This is a genomic window from Thermaurantimonas sp. (genome assembly GCF_046299575.1).
Classification (GTDB): Bacteria; Bacteroidota; Bacteroidia; order Flavobacteriales; family Schleiferiaceae; genus Thermaurantimonas.
Map to the genome: position 1 here is coordinate 483,712 of NZ_JBKBHX010000001.1, position 15,996 is coordinate 499,707.

17 protein-coding genes are annotated in these 15,996 nt (G+C 40.9%); 12 read left to right on the plus strand and 5 right to left on the minus strand.

Features of this window, described 5'->3' with window-relative positions; translation table 11 throughout:
* Positions 1-261: 261 nt before the first annotated feature.
* Positions 262-1,428, minus strand: a complete 1,167-nt coding sequence (porV, locus tag ACK4EX_RS01965; RefSeq protein WP_409769233.1) for a type IX secretion system outer membrane channel protein PorV — start codon at positions 1,426-1,428, stop codon at positions 262-264.
* 27 nt (positions 1,429-1,455) lie between these two features.
* Positions 1,456-5,283: a type IX secretion system sortase PorU gene (gene porU, locus ACK4EX_RS01970; RefSeq protein WP_409769235.1), complete on the minus strand. Its 3,828-nt coding sequence runs from the start codon at positions 5,281-5,283 to the stop codon at positions 1,456-1,458.
* 199 nt (positions 5,284-5,482) lie between these two features.
* On the opposite strand from porU, the gene cyoE reads away from it, so the two are divergent.
* From cyoE to ACK4EX_RS02010, 8 genes are read left to right on the plus strand one after another with little or no spacing between them, the layout of a single operon-like run.
* Complete coding sequence (gene cyoE / locus ACK4EX_RS01975) at positions 5,483-6,379, plus strand: heme o synthase (RefSeq protein WP_409769237.1); 897 nt, start codon at positions 5,483-5,485, stop codon at positions 6,377-6,379.
* Positions 6,370-6,996 carry a heme-copper oxidase subunit III gene (locus ACK4EX_RS01980; RefSeq protein WP_409769239.1) on the plus strand — a complete coding sequence of 209 codons (627 nt, stop codon included), beginning with the start codon at positions 6,370-6,372 and terminating at the stop codon, positions 6,994-6,996. The genes cyoE and ACK4EX_RS01980 overlap by 10 nt, the downstream gene beginning before the upstream one ends.
* 34 nt (positions 6,997-7,030) lie before the next feature.
* A complete protein-coding gene (locus ACK4EX_RS01985) occupies positions 7,031-7,951 on the plus strand; it encodes a cytochrome c oxidase subunit 3 (protein WP_409769241.1) in 921 nt (306 codons plus the stop codon).
* Between the two features lie 16 nt (positions 7,952-7,967).
* On the plus strand, positions 7,968-8,297 hold the full coding sequence (locus tag ACK4EX_RS01990) for a cytochrome C oxidase subunit IV family protein (RefSeq protein WP_409769243.1): 330 nt from the start codon (positions 7,968-7,970) through the stop codon (positions 8,295-8,297).
* A gap of 52 nt (positions 8,298-8,349) precedes the next feature.
* A complete protein-coding gene (locus tag ACK4EX_RS01995; RefSeq protein WP_409769244.1) occupies positions 8,350-9,108 on the plus strand; it encodes an SCO family protein in 759 nt (252 codons plus the stop codon).
* Between the two features lies 1 nt (position 9,109).
* The gene (locus tag ACK4EX_RS02000) at positions 9,110-9,661 is read left to right on the plus strand and encodes a DUF420 domain-containing protein (protein WP_409769246.1); all 552 of its coding nucleotides are present in this window, start codon (positions 9,110-9,112) and stop codon (positions 9,659-9,661) included.
* On the plus strand, positions 9,661-9,909 hold the full coding sequence (locus tag ACK4EX_RS02005; RefSeq protein WP_409769248.1) for a hypothetical protein: 249 nt from the start codon (positions 9,661-9,663) through the stop codon (positions 9,907-9,909). The genes ACK4EX_RS02000 and ACK4EX_RS02005 overlap by 1 nt, the downstream gene beginning before the upstream one ends.
* A 23-nt stretch (positions 9,910-9,932) precedes the next feature.
* Positions 9,933-10,565, plus strand: a complete 633-nt coding sequence (locus ACK4EX_RS02010) for a YqaA family protein (RefSeq protein WP_409769249.1) — start codon at positions 9,933-9,935, stop codon at positions 10,563-10,565.
* On the opposite strand, the gene ACK4EX_RS02015 is transcribed toward ACK4EX_RS02010, so the two are convergent.
* A complete protein-coding gene (locus ACK4EX_RS02015) occupies positions 10,562-11,080 on the minus strand; it encodes a DUF2892 domain-containing protein (RefSeq protein ID WP_409769250.1) in 519 nt (172 codons plus the stop codon). The two genes, ACK4EX_RS02010 and ACK4EX_RS02015, sit on opposite strands and share 4 nt — an antisense overlap.
* Positions 11,081-11,154: 74 nt before the next feature.
* On the opposite strand from ACK4EX_RS02015, the gene ACK4EX_RS02020 reads away from it, so the two are divergent.
* Entirely contained in the window at positions 11,155-11,844 is a 690-nt protein-coding gene (locus ACK4EX_RS02020; protein ID WP_409769252.1) for a TrmH family RNA methyltransferase, read from the plus strand.
* Here ACK4EX_RS02020 and ACK4EX_RS02025 read toward each other — a convergent pair.
* Together ACK4EX_RS02025 and ung are read right to left on the minus strand one after the other, a co-directional pair.
* Positions 11,841-13,442 (minus strand): hypothetical protein, encoded by a 1,602-nt coding sequence (locus ACK4EX_RS02025; RefSeq protein WP_409769253.1) that lies wholly within the window; start codon positions 13,440-13,442, stop codon positions 11,841-11,843. The two genes, ACK4EX_RS02020 and ACK4EX_RS02025, sit on opposite strands and share 4 nt — an antisense overlap.
* Positions 13,430-14,089 (minus strand): uracil-DNA glycosylase, encoded by a 660-nt coding sequence (ung, locus tag ACK4EX_RS02030; RefSeq protein WP_409769408.1) that lies wholly within the window; start codon positions 14,087-14,089, stop codon positions 13,430-13,432. Before ung ends, ACK4EX_RS02025 begins: the two co-directional genes overlap by 13 nt.
* 93 nt (positions 14,090-14,182) lie before the next feature.
* Between ung and ACK4EX_RS02035 the strand changes: the two genes are divergently transcribed.
* The 3 genes from ACK4EX_RS02035 to lipA are packed head-to-tail and all read left to right on the plus strand — an operon-like array spanning position 14,183 to position 15,947.
* Entirely contained in the window at positions 14,183-14,308 is a 126-nt protein-coding gene (locus ACK4EX_RS02035; protein WP_409769254.1) for a hypothetical protein, read from the plus strand.
* Positions 14,305-15,054 carry a hypothetical protein gene (locus ACK4EX_RS02040; RefSeq protein WP_409769256.1) on the plus strand — a complete coding sequence of 250 codons (750 nt, stop codon included), beginning with the start codon at positions 14,305-14,307 and terminating at the stop codon, positions 15,052-15,054. Before ACK4EX_RS02035 ends, ACK4EX_RS02040 begins: the two co-directional genes overlap by 4 nt.
* Positions 15,045-15,947 carry a lipoyl synthase gene (gene lipA, locus ACK4EX_RS02045; RefSeq protein WP_409769258.1) on the plus strand — a complete coding sequence of 301 codons (903 nt, stop codon included), beginning with the start codon at positions 15,045-15,047 and terminating at the stop codon, positions 15,945-15,947. Before ACK4EX_RS02040 ends, lipA begins: the two co-directional genes overlap by 10 nt.
* The last annotated feature ends 49 nt before the right edge of the window (positions 15,948-15,996 follow it).

Sequence of the window (15,996 nt, forward strand, 5' to 3'; positions counted from 1 at the left end):
ATATATTCAGATTTCGAGTCGGCAAAGAAAGAGCGGAAGTTTGTATTATATCACACATCTTGTTTGGTTAAAAGCCGACGGTTTATAAATAAATGTTTGTGAATCTTGAACGTATTCCAGTATCCGAAAAAGTATAGCTTTTTATAAATTTATTTGATCACGAAGATGATTATTACATAACTGGATATATACATTAAGATTAGAAAGAGTTTTAAAACCGATTGTTAAAAAAACAAAGACTTGTTGTATAGGCTTAATTGATTATTTTTTTGATTTAAAATTGAATCCGAGTGAAAATCTGAGCGTATTTTCAAGTGGACTACGCACTATGGCTGATTGAGGAATCAAATAAGAAAAGTCAAAAGACAACATTGAATAGCGCAGTCCAAAGCCCACTGTGAAGTATTTACGACCACCCTTAGATTCGTGCTCAAACTGGTAACCGGCCCTCAGGGCAAATGTGTTGTCATACAGAAATTCAACTCCAGTGTTAATAAGAAACTCTCTTAGCTCTTCATTAAATCCTCCTGGTGCATCGTTGAATGACTGGAAAATGCCTCGAATTACGTTTACATCGTCGTCCTTGCCCGCAATTATGCTATCGTTCTGATCACGCTGAGGTGGAGTGGGCACCAGCAATTTGTTTAATTCTAAATGGAATCGCAGTTGATTGTATTGATCTAAACCCCATAAAAATCCACCGCCTATTCGCAAATTGGTAGGTATAAAGTCAGCACGTCCTGTTTCTGTGTAGCGTATTTTATTCCCTATGTTTGAGATGTTGGCGCCTGCAGTAAAACGACCCGTTTGTCCGCCTTCCATTGGAAATTCATTTCCCATGTAATAAACAGCTATATCAGCCGCAAAGGCCTGACCCGGCTGAGTTTGAATTCCATTTACTAGCTGTTGACCTTGTGTGAGATTTGAATATATGTAGCGGAGAGCTATTGCACCTGAGAGATTTTCACTGAACTTCAGCGAATATCCAGCATCAATTGCAAATTCATTAGGTTCTGCCAGAAAGAGGTTTTGATTATTTTCATCAGTAAACTGTATTTCTCCAAGCGTGAAGTATCTGAAACCCACACCGAATGCTTGATTATTGCTAAGCTTCTGATTGTATGTCACATAGGTCATATTAATATCTGGCACCAGGCGACTTAGTAGGGGATTGTACGAGATGCTTAGGATTTGATCACCATCGTCGAGAAAGGCAAGCTTTGCTGGATTCCAATACATCGAAAATGCATCCACTGTAGTAGAAACACCCACATCGCCCATTGCACCACTTCGCGAATCCGGTGAAATGGCTAAAAAAGGCACACTAGTAGTCACTACATTTCTGTCAAATCCTCTTGGTCTGGGCTGCTGAGCATTAACTGCTCCTGCGAATGAGAAAAATAAAACAAAGGCAAAAAAATGTTTCATTTTTAATTGATTGTTTCACAACTAATCTTAACGAAGAATTACAAGTTTTTCGTATTGCTCAGCTTTCGAATCATCAAGAGCTGAACGCACCTTGAGGCGGTAAATATAGACACCTTTGCCGATTTTATCCCCAAAATCATCTAGACCGTCCCAATATATATCTGTAACCCGCGATCCAGGTGATTGAACAAACTGATGAATAGTTTTTACCAACCGACCCGTTACTGTAAATATTTGTATTGTTATTTCAAGGGGCTGATTTGGTCTGTTGTGTTCAAACTGAAATTTAGTTTGAGTAGTAAAAGGGTTTGGGTAATTCAACAAATGACGGATCACCAGATCGCTGCTGGATGTAACTATGAATTCGGTAAAGGCAGTATTAGGATTGTTGTAGGTATCCCATGCCCGCACGGCGAGTGTGTAATTTCCTTCTTTGAGATTGAAAAGAGGATATCTTACTATTCCACTTTTAAAGGTATTTAAGTCAGCCTTGTAGTATTCGTTTAGAATTAAGGGTTGATCCTCCCGGTTGTTGAGTATTGCCACGATATCGCGACCAATGCTGTTGCCCAAAGCGTTTATACCTGAAGAATCAGATAACTTAACAATCAAAAGAGGATTAGGTCCAGTGATTCCACCCATTACAAAGTTTTCATCGTTTAGGTAGATTGTTATTTGAGGCCCGACCCGATCTTCAGGAGCATTTTCATTTAACCCTCCAACAGTCACCTGATCGTTATATCCGATGGCCTCTACATCTTGATTAAAAGCATATAGGCTAAATCTGCCTTTTCCAAAGCTGAGATTGATATCTTTTGGTATAATAAATTCGGCGGTGTAAAGTCCGCCTGTTACAGAAGCCCTACCGCGGTAGATTAAGGCATTTTGGGTTTCGAATTCGAAGGGGAGCCCCGCACCATCGTTGAGCAAAGTCACTCGTTTCACAGGCTTATCAAATACGCGTATTTCAGATTCTCCTGTAAAATCAGAAATCAACTGATTATCTGGTTTAGTGACTTTCGCTTGAATTTTTACGCGATCTAAAGCTTTGAGCGTATCGGTAAATTGAGAAACTGAAATCGAGTTTATATGGGTAATTGTAGTATTGTTAACGGGTATCGGCAGTCGCAGGGCCGGATCGCCTATGTAAGAAAATCTCAGGCGATCGCTGCTACCGGTTCCATTTTTAGCGTATTTGGTTACAATTCCCAGTGGCAAATATCCACTTGCGTCTTTGGTAAAAATGGTATCGAAAATCAACTCATTCAGCTGCATACCTGTGAAAGCTCCAACAGCCCGAGTAGTAGAAATAAGTGCTATGCCTGCACCTTTTGGATTGGTCAACACTTTCTCTCCGGCTGATACTCGCCATACTTCGTCGAAACGGGTAAACTCGCAGGTGATTGTGACAAAGAGGGGCATGTTGTCCAAATTATTCCATGCCTCAATGTCTTCGATGCGCAGATACTGTTCATAGCCCCAGCCAACTTCACCTCCGTGGCCTATGTAATTGGTAATGAGGTTGCCGCGTTGTACACTTCTGAAAATATCTTCTCTGGCCTCGGGATAAAGCTGAGTACCACTTGTTGATACCTGTACATAGGCATCGGCATACACTTTCTGGTGATTAAAGAACGGATAACGTGCCTTTACGTCGCCGGATATTTGTTCTGAGGCTTCCATAAAAGAGCGCTCCCAGGCAGCATCTACGTCGTCAGTGACCCAGAGTAGATTGCTTCGCCAACTGCCTTTTGCGCTTTGAGAGGTTTCGTAGTGAATTACTTTGTTAACGACTGCCATGGCTTCGGCTGGCGTACGTACAGTAAATCGGCCGATGGCTATGTCTAAATCACCAGCCATCAGATTGCCCCCTTCGCCGGCATCGAGCTGCGCATAAAAATCGTCTGTAACAAAAGAGGTATAAAGATTAAAAGAAGGAACGGATTGATATGCCGGAACAAAATTGGTGTTACCTATTAGTACGTCTCTGTAGTCATAAGAGGCCGTACCCATTAGAGCTACATATTTCAATCCCTGACCTGCAGGAGCTTTGAGGTACTGATGTCTTAAAAAGTCGCGTATGGCTGCAATGTCCTGAATGCCTGAGCTGTACTCGTTGTAAATCTGCTCAGTGGTGACTACAAGTGTTTTATATCCATTCTTTTGGGCGCGGTATTCAGCTAATTTGTTTGATGCCGCTAAAAATGAAGGATGTGTAACGATAATGTAGTCAGCTGGTTGCTCGGCGTGTAAGTTCTGATTAGGCACCTGACCAATGAAGGTGGGTGTAGGAAAATTAGAACCTGAAATTGCAACAAATTCTCTAAGCGTATCGGTATGTTGCAGCGATTGCCAGACATTTCCCGAAAGTGTACCAGTCAATGCATGGTAATTAGCTGGATGAGATACATCCCAAACCATCAGGCCAGGTGTAGCATTTTGAATCTGAAAGCGCGTGACGTAGCCTGATCCCACTGTTCTTAGATCTCTGAATATCAATTGATTGCCAGGCATTGAAAGCTGACGTCGACCGGCAATCCGTATCCAATCGAGCCAGGCTGTTGCCCCAGGGTTAGCAGAGTTGTTGAATACCAAATTGATGGATATGGCACCATTGCCCGGATTCAGGTTGCCAGATTGTATTACTGCAGTGTATCTATCCGAAAAATCCCCCTGAGCAACTGCCGGAAAATTGAGCTGCACAATCGGGGTTGTACCACTGCGCGCTTCCATAAAAGTACCAGAGATAGTCGAGCGCGCTATAGCTCTTACAGTAAGTGTATAAGGCTCACCTGGTACAGGGTTCGGAAAATTAAAGGAATATAAATACGACAATCTGAAGTCAAACACATCACCAAACCACTGACGACCAGTGCGAAGCAGATTAAACTTGCTTTCTTCTACAAAAGCGTAATCGTCAAACGACGTGCACAGATGTGTTTGGGTACCTGTAGCTTCCGGACGCATAGTGATTCGCAGTGCGTCAGGTTTATCGACCCGAATAAAATAAACCCCGCGATCAGCATACCAGTGGTATACGTGCTGAAAAGTGCCTGTAGATGCATTGTAATCCCATCGATGAGCTGTTTTTGCGAAGAAAAGTATGTAGTCGTTTCCATTAAAAATACCGTCATTGTTTGCATCTACAGCCAAAACTGCATTTTCGATCAAGTCGTCTGTCTTGCGAGCACCCGCAGTTTCAGGCAACAATCCTTCTGCATTGCCATATACTGCTATTTCATTGATGCGTATTTCACCAGTCACACCATTTGACGAAAGAAACTGCGGTGTGATTTTGTAGATGCCGTCCTTATCGACCGACACTTTGAGCCATCTTCCTGTACTTAAAACGGATGTATTGGCAAACTGGGCAGTTCGTTTGCGCTGTGCAAGTGCTGCAGTGGATTGGGTAATTACCTCAATTCGGCCAGATTCAAGTAGAAAGATTTTTCCATTTGATAGTTTGAACAGCGGCATAGTCACCACTAGCTCAGATGTGCCATTTTTTTGAATCAGGTAAGAGGCTGTACGCGATAGCCCGGCATCCGGAACATTTTCAGCTATTAGAGGCTCTCTCCATTCGACCCACACATCGCCAGTGAGTATAACAGTGTCAACTACAGCTGCAGAATTATTAAGGGAAAATTTGTAAAAAGGCAATCTTTGCTCACTGAAATAAACATTTTTTTCTGTAGTAGTCGGTAGCATAGCAGTTATCTCACTGCCAAATCGCTCTTGTTTAAAAATCCACTCGATGTTTATGTCTTTTGTAAATCTGGTTTGGCTGTTAGCCGCAATGCCAGTAAATGCAAAGAGTAAAATCTTTATCCAATGACGGTCTCTAACAGTATTCATCAGATCTTCAACGTACATTCAATAACAAAAAGTATAAATCGCTTATAAACAAAGGTACTGAACGAACAAATGCAAAAATGGTTAAGCAAAAATTAAGGTCTTAAACGATTCCAAAAATCTCCAAAAATCTGAGTTTCAAGCAACCAACATCCAGCTTAATACGTCTTACCTTTGTGCACTTTTTTCAGAGAACTGGTTGATGTCAGCACTTTTACAGAGTTATCTCACGCTATCTAAGTGGAAAGACCTGTTGCTTTTGGGTAAAATCCGCCTATCGTTCAGTGTAGTATTTTCAGCGGGAGCGGGTTATTTGGTAGCAACCTCAGTTTTTGAATGGAAGACTTTCCTGAGCTTAGTACTGGGCGGTTTGCTGATAACTATGGCTGCCAATGCTTTCAATCAAATTATTGAAAAAGACATAGACGCACAAATGGCGCGCACCAGCAATCGGCCTCTGCCAGCAGGACGACTGACATTGGCTGAAGCTTATTTGGCTGCCATTTTTCTGACGATGGCAGGAGTATATTACCTACTAAAGGTCAACATTCTGACAGCCACTTTTGGTGTAGCTTCATTGTTGCTATATGTTTTTGCATACACTCCTTTGAAGGGCATTACTCCTTTTGCCGTTTTTGTAGGAGCCATACCCGGCGCCATGCCCTTTATGCTTGGCTGGGTAGCTGCCACCGGCCGGTTTGGAATTGAGCCAGGCACCTTATTCGCTATTCAATTTTTGTGGCAGTTTGCACATTTCTGGGCCATTGCGTGGATTTTGCATGACGACTATCTGAAAGTGAAGTACATCCTTTTGCCTAGCGGCAATCCGGATGTGAGGAGTTCTTTTCAAATACTCATGTATTCGATCGCAGCCGTACTTGCAAGTGTTTTACCCGTCTTTCATTTTACTGGCAAACTACATCTATCTTTTTATTCCACAGTTGGAATACTCATAGTTGGCTTTTATTTTATTCGGTCAGCTTTTGAGCTTCATAAAAAGCCCTCTAAATACAATGCCCGCAAGGTGATGCGAACAAGCATTATCTATCTCACATTAATGCAAGTGATTTATGTAATAGACAAATACATATGGCAGTAAAACAATATAACAATTCTGGCACACAAGGTATGCAAGACGATAAGCTTTTACTTAAACAACAGCGCAAACGTGCGGCAAAACCCCTTCTTTGGGTATCGATGGGAAGCATTTTTATGGCTTTTGCCGGTTTAGTAAGTGGTTACATCGTGAGCCGGGGGTTTCTGCTGGAGAAGGGTCAGTGGGTAGAGTTTAAATTGCCTAACCAGTTTATTTTTAGCACCATTATAATCATAGTTTCCTCCATTGTATTGTTTATTGGCCAAGCGCAAGCTAAGAAAAACATCGAAAGAGCAGGCTGGTACATGGTGGCCACGTTGGTTCTAGGTGCACTTTTCTGTTACTTTCAAATCGCTGCCTATCAAAATCTGATTAGCCGAAATATTTACTTTACAGGACCAGGTTCATTTACTTCGGGCAGCTGGATTTATGCTATATCTTTTCTGCATTTACTTCACATCTTTGGTGGTTTAATAGCCCTTTCAGTTGCTTCAGTTAAGGCAGCACGCCACAGCTACTCAGAAGATGACCATTTGGGCTACACCCTAGCTTCTACTTTTTGGCACTTTCTGGGCTTTGTGTGGATTTTTTTGTACACCTTTTTAACTTTTTATCGCTAAAATTGCAGCCAAAATTTTTAAACAGTTTACCTTCATGGCAACGCACAGTGTGACTACAGAAAACAACGAAAATGTTTGGGGCGGTGGAAATGAGCCATTTGCAGCCAGCTATGGCAAGCTAATGATGTGGTTCTTTCTGCTTTCCGATGCACTTACTTTTACAGGATTTCTGACCGCTTATGGTTTAATAAGATTTCGGTTTTCTGATACATGGCCAGTACCCGAAAGTGTTTTTACTCACTTTCCTTACTTAGAAGGCGATCACCCTCTTCTCTATGTGGCCCTGATGACCTTCATACTTATTATGAGTTCTGTTACAATGGTTTTAGCGGTGAACGCTGGCCATCAAAAAAACAAGGACAAGGTAGCTCTCTGGTTGTTTCTTACCATAGTAGGTGGTTTGATTTTCCTGGGTTCGCAGGCATGGGAGTGGTATCACTTCATTATGGGTGAGCATGGCTCAGTGAAGGTTGAAAACACTGTGTATTACATCGCTGACGACAAAGGCAACAGAATTTCGCTGGCTGAACTTGTTCATGGTAAAGAACATAATGCACATGGCGAACACCACGAAAAATTTACTGCTGAACAGGTGCGAACAGGTTTCTTGGCAAATAAAGAAGCTCGCCTGATGGATCCGGGAAAAGTTGGTAAAATCTACTCTCGCTCTGAATCTGAATCGATGATCAAAAAGGCAGAAGTGGTACAAGGTGCCAATATGAAACAAAATGAATACGGGAATACCTTGTTTGCCAACTTTTTCTTCTTCATTACCGGTTTTCACGGCTTCCACGTATTTTCAGGTGTAGTTTTAAACATTGTGATTTTCGCAAATGTGCTCCTTGGCACTTATGAACGCAGAGGGCACTACGAGATGGTAGAAAAAGTTGGTTTGTACTGGCACTTTGTTGACCTAGTCTGGGTATTTGTTTTCACATTCTTCTATCTTGTATAATAAACTTAAAGTTAAAATGGCACACAAACACGACAGCAAAAAAATGGTCCGCACAATCTGGATTGTGTTTTTCATCCTTCTGATCGTCACCGCAGTCGAAGTAGCTTTAGGTATCATTCATCCCGAGCCTCTGATGGTAGAAGTGATGGGAACACGCTTGCTCAACCACATCTTCATCATACTTACCCTGCTGAAGGCATATTACATCGTAGCCTACTTCATGCACGTGAAGTATGAAAAGAAAAATCTGGTGTGGACTTTAGCATTGCCCACCTTTATTTTAATACCATATATTACCTTTATTGTACTCACAGAAGGTTCTTACATGTACAAAATAGGTTTTTAAACCATTTTGCGTAAAGGTCTGTTCTTTTTTTAGTGCAAAAGGTTAGAAGCTGATGAAAGGATTTTATAAACGGGCATTATTGGTATCGATACTGATAGTGCCCGTTTTGCTTTACCTAGTTTTTGTCTATTCAGCGCGTGAAGTCTTTTTTCAAACGCTCGGTTACTTCGGTCCATCAGAAGTAGTTACTAAAACCGATGAAAAGGGAAACATCGTCTATGATACGATTCGATACACGGTGCCTTATTTTAGCGGTATAACTCATAAAGGGGAAATAATTACTACTGACTCGCTGAAGGGAAAAATTACAGCCATAAACTTCTTTTTCACCACTTGCCCAAGTATTTGCGGTCCGATGAACTTCCACATAAAGGAACGCATTTACGACCGTTTTAAAGGTTTTGATAATTTTCAAATTCTATCATTTACCGTCGACCCTATGCACGACACCAAAGAGGTGCTCGAAGCCTATGCACGACAAATTGGCGCTGCAGATGTAAATGGCCGGGCGGTGTGGAAATTTGTGACTGGTAATAAAGACAGCATTTACGACCTGGCTAAGGCTGTATTTCTCAACGCTATGGAAGACGAAACAGCACCGGGCGGATTTTTACACTCAGAGCTTATTGTACTTGCCGACTGGGAGGGTCGCCTGCGCTCAAGACGCGATGACCAAGGAAACATCATCGGTGCGTATAGCAGTTTAGACCAGATGGCGCTGAAAGAGATTCAGGAAGACATTTCTGTATTGATAGCTGAATACGAAAAATTGGAATCACTTAAACGTAAAAAACAAAAAAAATCGAAGTAATATGCCGATTACACTTCAAAAAAACGACCGAATTATCATTCCTCTTATTACAGCTTTGTCAATTATAATACCCATTGCTGTAGCACTTTTAATGATCTATCCGGAATTATTTAGCATTCAAAATACCCTTCCTCAGGCAAAAAAATTGCCCGCTTTTCATGCTATTCTCAATGGTACTACTGCCATATTGCTCATTCTCGGGGGTATTTTCATTTCGAGAAAAAACATTCAGCTCCACAGAGCTGTAATGATGGGTGCATTTGTGCTTTCTGCGCTATTCTTAGTTTCATATGTGATTTCAAAACTGTCAAACCCACCGACACCATACGGAGGAGAAGGTTGGATGAGGCCACTTTATTTTTTCATCTTGATTAGTCACATTACCCTATCTGTACCCGTACTACCTTTAGCTATGCTTTCCATTTACAGAGGTAGTACCATGGAAATAACCAAACATAAGGCACTGGTGAAGTACACCTACCCCATTTGGCTGTATGTAGCCATTACGGGAGTTTTAGTGTATATATTTATGTCACCATATTATCCAGCATGATGAAGCGAAAAGCTGTTTTACAATTGGTATTTTTTTCCATCAGCTTACTTCTGTTTATGGTGGAAATACATGCCCAATGTGCCATGTGCAAGGCTGTGGCAGAATCGTCAAGCGGAAATGTAGCAGCTAAAAACCTGAATTTTGGAATACTTTTTCTGATGTCAATTCCATATCTGCTGGTATCTGTCATAGCTTATGCCATGTACCACCACTATAAATCGTCGAGGAAATCTGCACAAGGACAGTGACAAAAGGCAATTCGACAAATTCTTTGAAAAGTAGAAAGCGAAATCTATCCAAGTACCTCGAACTGCTTCATTATGTAAACAAAAAAAAAGGCTTTTACACTTTTCTTAGCCAAAACATTTGGAAACTGATTATCACGATCGCCATTTTTATGGCCATCTTTTGGGTGCTTACGCATTTTGTATTTGATTTCAATCACTTTGTTTGCACCCATCTCAATCAATACCCTGCCTGGCTTATTATGGGAATTCTGTTTTTATCAGAATGTTTTACCGGTATTTTATCGCCTGATGTCTTCATCGTATGGGCTAAGAGTTTTGAGCATCCATACAGAATTGTCTTTATCCTCGCATCACTTAGTTACATAGGAGGCGTGATTAGCTATAGCTATGGAAGGCTACTTTACAACATTCCGATGGTAAAGTACTGGATCGATGAAAAATTTCAACAGCAATTTCGGCTTCTCAAAAAATTTGGCGGTGTACTCATTGTAATTTCAGCCTTAGCACCTTTGCCATTTTCGCCTACGAGTGTAGTTACCGGTGCAGTGCGATATCCTTTTAAAAGTTACTTATTACTAGCTACTACTCGCTATCTTCGATTTTATGGATACGCCTGGTTTTTGTTTTTGGTAGTGAAACACTCCGGTCCCTGTTAAATTTTATTTAGTAAAGTCTTTACTTGTTTGATTTGTTCAGCAAGTAATTTTTTTTCATCGAGTTGCTTAGCCTTGTTAAGCCACATAGTTGCTTCCGTCTTACGACGACGCGCTAAGGCAATACCTGCCATCTGAAGACATGCCATAGCTTCATCGGTCTTCATTCTCAAGCCCAAAGCCATAGCGCGCTTGATGTTTTTCTCAGCTTCGTTGATGTTTTGTTCCTGTCCACTTACAAGCCCCTGAAGAAGATAGTAATATGCAGCCTGCGACTTTATAAGCGATTTTTCAGGATTCTTTATTCTAGAAAGCCACTTTTTCACTTTGTCAAATTGCTGGGAGCGCAAATACCAAAGCGCCATGATCATATTTTCATTTCTGAAGTACGACAACAGCACAATTCCGCTCAGCAACAGTAAAAAAATGCCATTCCCAATATTAACTAAAACGAACTGCCAGATACCTGCGGCAAATAACAAAATAGTTAAGGAAATTCGCACAATTTTATTCCACATAAATAGACCTTCTAAATTTGCGCGCTAAAATAGCCGAAAGATTTTTCTAACACATTGTTAATACATTTGCGTAAATGCAAGAGATCGAAGGAATAGAATTCTTTGACCGTCTGTACGATTTACTAACCGATCACAAAAAGCAACTATTCTCTAAACTCGTAAAAGATAGAACTAGACATATTGCTTGGTTAGCTGACAATCTCTATCACGAGCAAAATGCCAGTGCCATAATTCGCACAGCTGATTGCTTTGGATTTTGTGAGATTTACGTTTTGGAAGACAAATACCGCTATAAAGTGAATGAAGAAATCGCAATGGGTGCTCAGAAGTGGGTTTGCCCAAAAGCTCTTCACGTCGAAAACGGGAAATACGAAAGCGCTCTAAATATCATTAAATCAAAAGGCTACCGACTAATCGCGGCCAGTCCACATGCCAGTGGTAACACTTTAGAAGATCTCGATCTGTCGGCACCCCTTTGCATTGCTCTTGGCTCCGAACGGCATGGACTTCACCCAGAAATCATGCAACAGGCTGATGGATTTGTAATGATTCCAATGGTTGGTTTTACAGAAAGTCTTAATGTGTCAGTGACTGCAGGAATATTGATGTACAGACTCAGAAAACGACTTACTGAAGAAAACATACCATGGCAACTCACCCCTGAACAAGAAAAGGAACAACTTTTCGAATGGGCAGTAAAGACGATACCAAATGCTCATAAAATGATAAAGCGATGGCTTGAGGAAAAAACTAAAAATACTTAATCAAAACCGGCCCTTAGTCCAATGTGAAGACGTGTATTTCGCAAATCAATAGGTAATTCAGGAAATTTTCCCACAGCCACATCGACGTGAAACATGCCTACCGACACTGGTAGCGCCAACCCGGCACCAAAACCTTGATAGTAGCCTTTGCTTCCACCAGTGACTGATTGCCAACCTGCATCATAAAACACTTTGAAAAATGCTTTTGAATCTAAATAAAACCTGTGTTCTAAAGTACCGATGGCTGCAGAAGTAACAAAAAAAGACCATTCATTAAAACCCCTAATGCTTCCCATACCCCCCGTGCGGTAAGATTCGTTGAGCAGCACATTAGGTCCATTAATGCCTTTAAATACCAAGGATGCGAAAAGTTTTTGGTATTTTGATACTGGAATATCAACATCAGCCTCTATCTGCAGTCGAAGGCGGTTTTCTTGAATTTCATTTTTTCTAATCGTACCAACCCCTATCTCCAGCGCATTTCGAAGCCCTCTTTTTTTTAGGCCTTTGCTACTTTTATTGTTGTACTGTACATGAAGAAATTGATAAGAAGATAAATAGGGCAAAAAACCAACATCAACCATTACTACTGAAGAAGAACTCTCTCGGAACCAGCCAAGACCAGCGCTCATTGCAGGTGAAAAATGATATGTACCTCCAATACGTGAGCTAAAACGGGCAAACGTTGAATCTTGCCTAAATACCTGAAAATCTATACTTGTTCCGATCGGCGTATTAAATAAAAAGGGAAAATCCCCGCGGAGGTGTAGAAACTGCTGAAGAGTAGCAGGTGCTCGCCATAGAACGGAGAGTTTTTCTGCACTTCCAAATAAATTATTGAGTGCTAGCTGAGCTTCGCCTGTTAAAAAAGTACGTCGTTGATTATCAGAATTCAAACCAATAATCAGATCGCCGAATACAGACTGTTTTTGTTTTGTATATAAATAAAGAATACTTCCCTCCTTCGTGAAAAGAACCGATAAAGGTGCGGTAAATTCCAGAAAGCCAGTTGTGGTGATTCGTTCTAGTCCTTCATTTAATTTTTTTTGATTGTACACCATCGGAAAGCGCAATCCTGAAATTCTTTTTAAGATAGTAATGTTTATCGATTTTTCAGCTTTTACAACTAGACTGTCAATCGCAATGCGAGGTCCTGAATCAACTTCAATTTTTATTACCGGGATATTTCTGTGGTAATACAAAATACTCGGAACTACACGTGCAAATGGATACCCCACATTACTACATTTTTGTATGACTTCTTGTGACTTACTTTTAAACTGTGCAATTGAAATTATCTCATTGGGAACAAACAACCGGCTTTCTTGTACTATTACTGTATCGCTTAAGCGGATACCTGAACTTAGATAAAATACAGCACAAGTATCCAATTTAACTTCTTTTAATATATAAAAAGGATAGTCGTAATGCGTAAAAAGTGAGTCAACTTTTGAGCAAAATAAAGCTCTGTTGGAAAATTCAGTGCCGCTTATTTTTTTAAACACCTGGTAAGCAATCGGATCACTCGCCCAAACAAGGCAACATGAGTCGGCAAGCAAAATTCGAAACAGCATGAAAGCTCCAATCAGAGACTCCAATCAATGGGAATTTTTCCTTTTTCCGATAATAACGCATTAATTCTCGAAAAGTATTTACCGCCGAAAAATCCTTGATAAGCACTTAATGGCGAAGGATGTGCGCCCGTAATTACGAAATGATGCGCTGGGTCAATCAGAGCTAGTTTCTTTTTGGCATATGCACCCCAGAGTACGAAAATCACATTCTTTGTATTTCGTTGTACTGTTTTAATAACATGATCGGTGAAGATTTCCCAACCTCTATTAGCATGGCTACCTGGTTGACCTTGACGCACTGTCAATACGGCATTGAGCAGCATCACTCCTTGCTGCGCCCAGCCGGTTAAATCACCATTATTACCCCGATCAATTCCCAGATCATCTTTTAACTCTTTAAAAATATTGATTAAAGATGGAGGAAGTGGCACTCTTTTAGGCACAGAAAAACAGTAACCATGCGCTTGACCGGGAGCATGATAAGGGTCTTGTCCGAGAATTACAACCTTGACCTCTGTGGGTGGCAATTTCAGTGCATTGAATACGTTTTTCTTCTCTGGATAAATAGTGTATTTCTTCCGCTCTTCGGCCACAAATTCAGCAAGTTTCTGGAAATATTCAGCTTGTATTACCTCATCGGTGAAATAGTCAGGATACAACTCTTGTAAGATCTGTAAAGACGGGTTATTCACTTTCTGTTTGATGATTGCAAACAAAAGTACTATGTTTGTAGGTTGATTTAAGTAAGTAAATATTCGAATCACATGAAGCGCCACTTAGCCACTCTGATCGTAGTTTCAGCAGTACTTGTGCTCCTCTCCTCTTGCAGATCGAAAGAAAAATGTCCGGCATATTCACAAGTTACATTTAAATCAGAAGCCAACGTGTGAAATTACTCCGATGTACATCAGTCATTTTACTTGTATGGACAAGTATTACATCCGTCGCTCAGCAACCCAATAGTGCTGACTACAAGAGATTGGTGTACGACAATGATTTTACAGTAGGTATTCAATTACACACACGAGGATATGGTATAAGTTTCAGGAGAAGTTTTTACCCCACGAATTTCAGAAAATATGGTTTTGAAGCCGATTTGGTTAATCTTCGACACGAGAAAGAGGTAAAATCTTTCGGCATTTTACCAGGTAATTCCAGGGGCTTCGTTCTGAATAAGATCAATAGTTTCTACGCACTGAGAGCAGGCTACTTTCACGAAAAAATTCTCTACGACCGATACGATCAAAATGGAATAATCGTATCATGGCTTATAGCCGGAGGTGCTTCAATTGGCTTTTTAAAACCAGTGTACATCGAGGTAGAAAATCCTGAAACTACTTTCGGGCCGGATAAGATTTTAATCAGGCGCTACAATCCTGTCGAACCTCAGCAAAATATCTTAGGACAAGCGAGCTTTTTTCAAGGCATTGGCGAAACGGCAATAGAACCTGGAATTTACCTTAAGTCATCCTTTATATTTGATTACTTCGGCACTGATGAAGTAATAAAAGCCATCGAAATCGGTATAATAGCTGATGTATTTCGGCGTCAGATACCAATTTTTTACGACTACATAAACCCCTCATTCTTTTTTCAGTTATTTTTTAACGTTAATTTCGGTAAAAGATGGAATTGATAGAGGTTAGTGAATCTACCGCAACAGTTGATCAGAGTACAAGTAATGAAAAGATTCACAAGCCAAAATGGTTGCGCGTAAAGCTTCCCACTGGCGACCAATACAAAAAGGTCCGAAAACTGGTTGATAATTATAAACTTCACACCATTTGTGAAAGCGGAAACTGTCCGAACATGGGAGAGTGCTGGGGCGCCGGTACTGCAACATTCATGATTCTCGGAAATGTGTGTACAAGATCATGCGGATTCTGTGCAGTAGCTACCGGCAGACCCGAACCAGTAGATTGGGATGAACCTGAGAGAGTAGCTCGCTCGGTGAAGCTCATGAGAGTAAAACACGCCGTAATTACATCAGTAGATCGCGACGATCTACCAGATGGCGGTAGTATTATTTGGGCTGAAACCATTAGAGCCATCAGGCGAATAAGCCCCGGAACCACAATGGAAACCCTAATACCAGATTTTAAAGGAGAAAAACGCAATATAGACCGCGTGATCGAAGCCGCACCCGAAATAATAAGCCATAACATGGAGACCGTGCGTAGACTAACTCGAAAAGTTCGCATTCAAGCCCAGTACGATAGAAGCCTCGAAGTCTTAAGATACATCAAAGAGCAAGGCCAGAGAAGAACAAAATCGGGCATTATGCTAGGGTTAGGTGAAACTATAGAAGAAGTATTGGAAACCATGCGCGACTTAAAGTCAGCCAATGTAGATGTAATCACCCTTGGCCAGTACCTACAACCGACCAAAAAACACCTTCCGGTAGTTCGATTTGTGACCCCGGAAGAATTCGGTTTTCTGAAAGAAGAAGGCCTTAAAATGGGCTTTAGATATGTTGAAAGCGGCCCATTGGTACGCTCATCGTATCACGCTGAAAAACATTTAGTATAAAACTTCTTAAAACGAAAAATTTTAATATTTTTGAAAATCAATTTGTGAA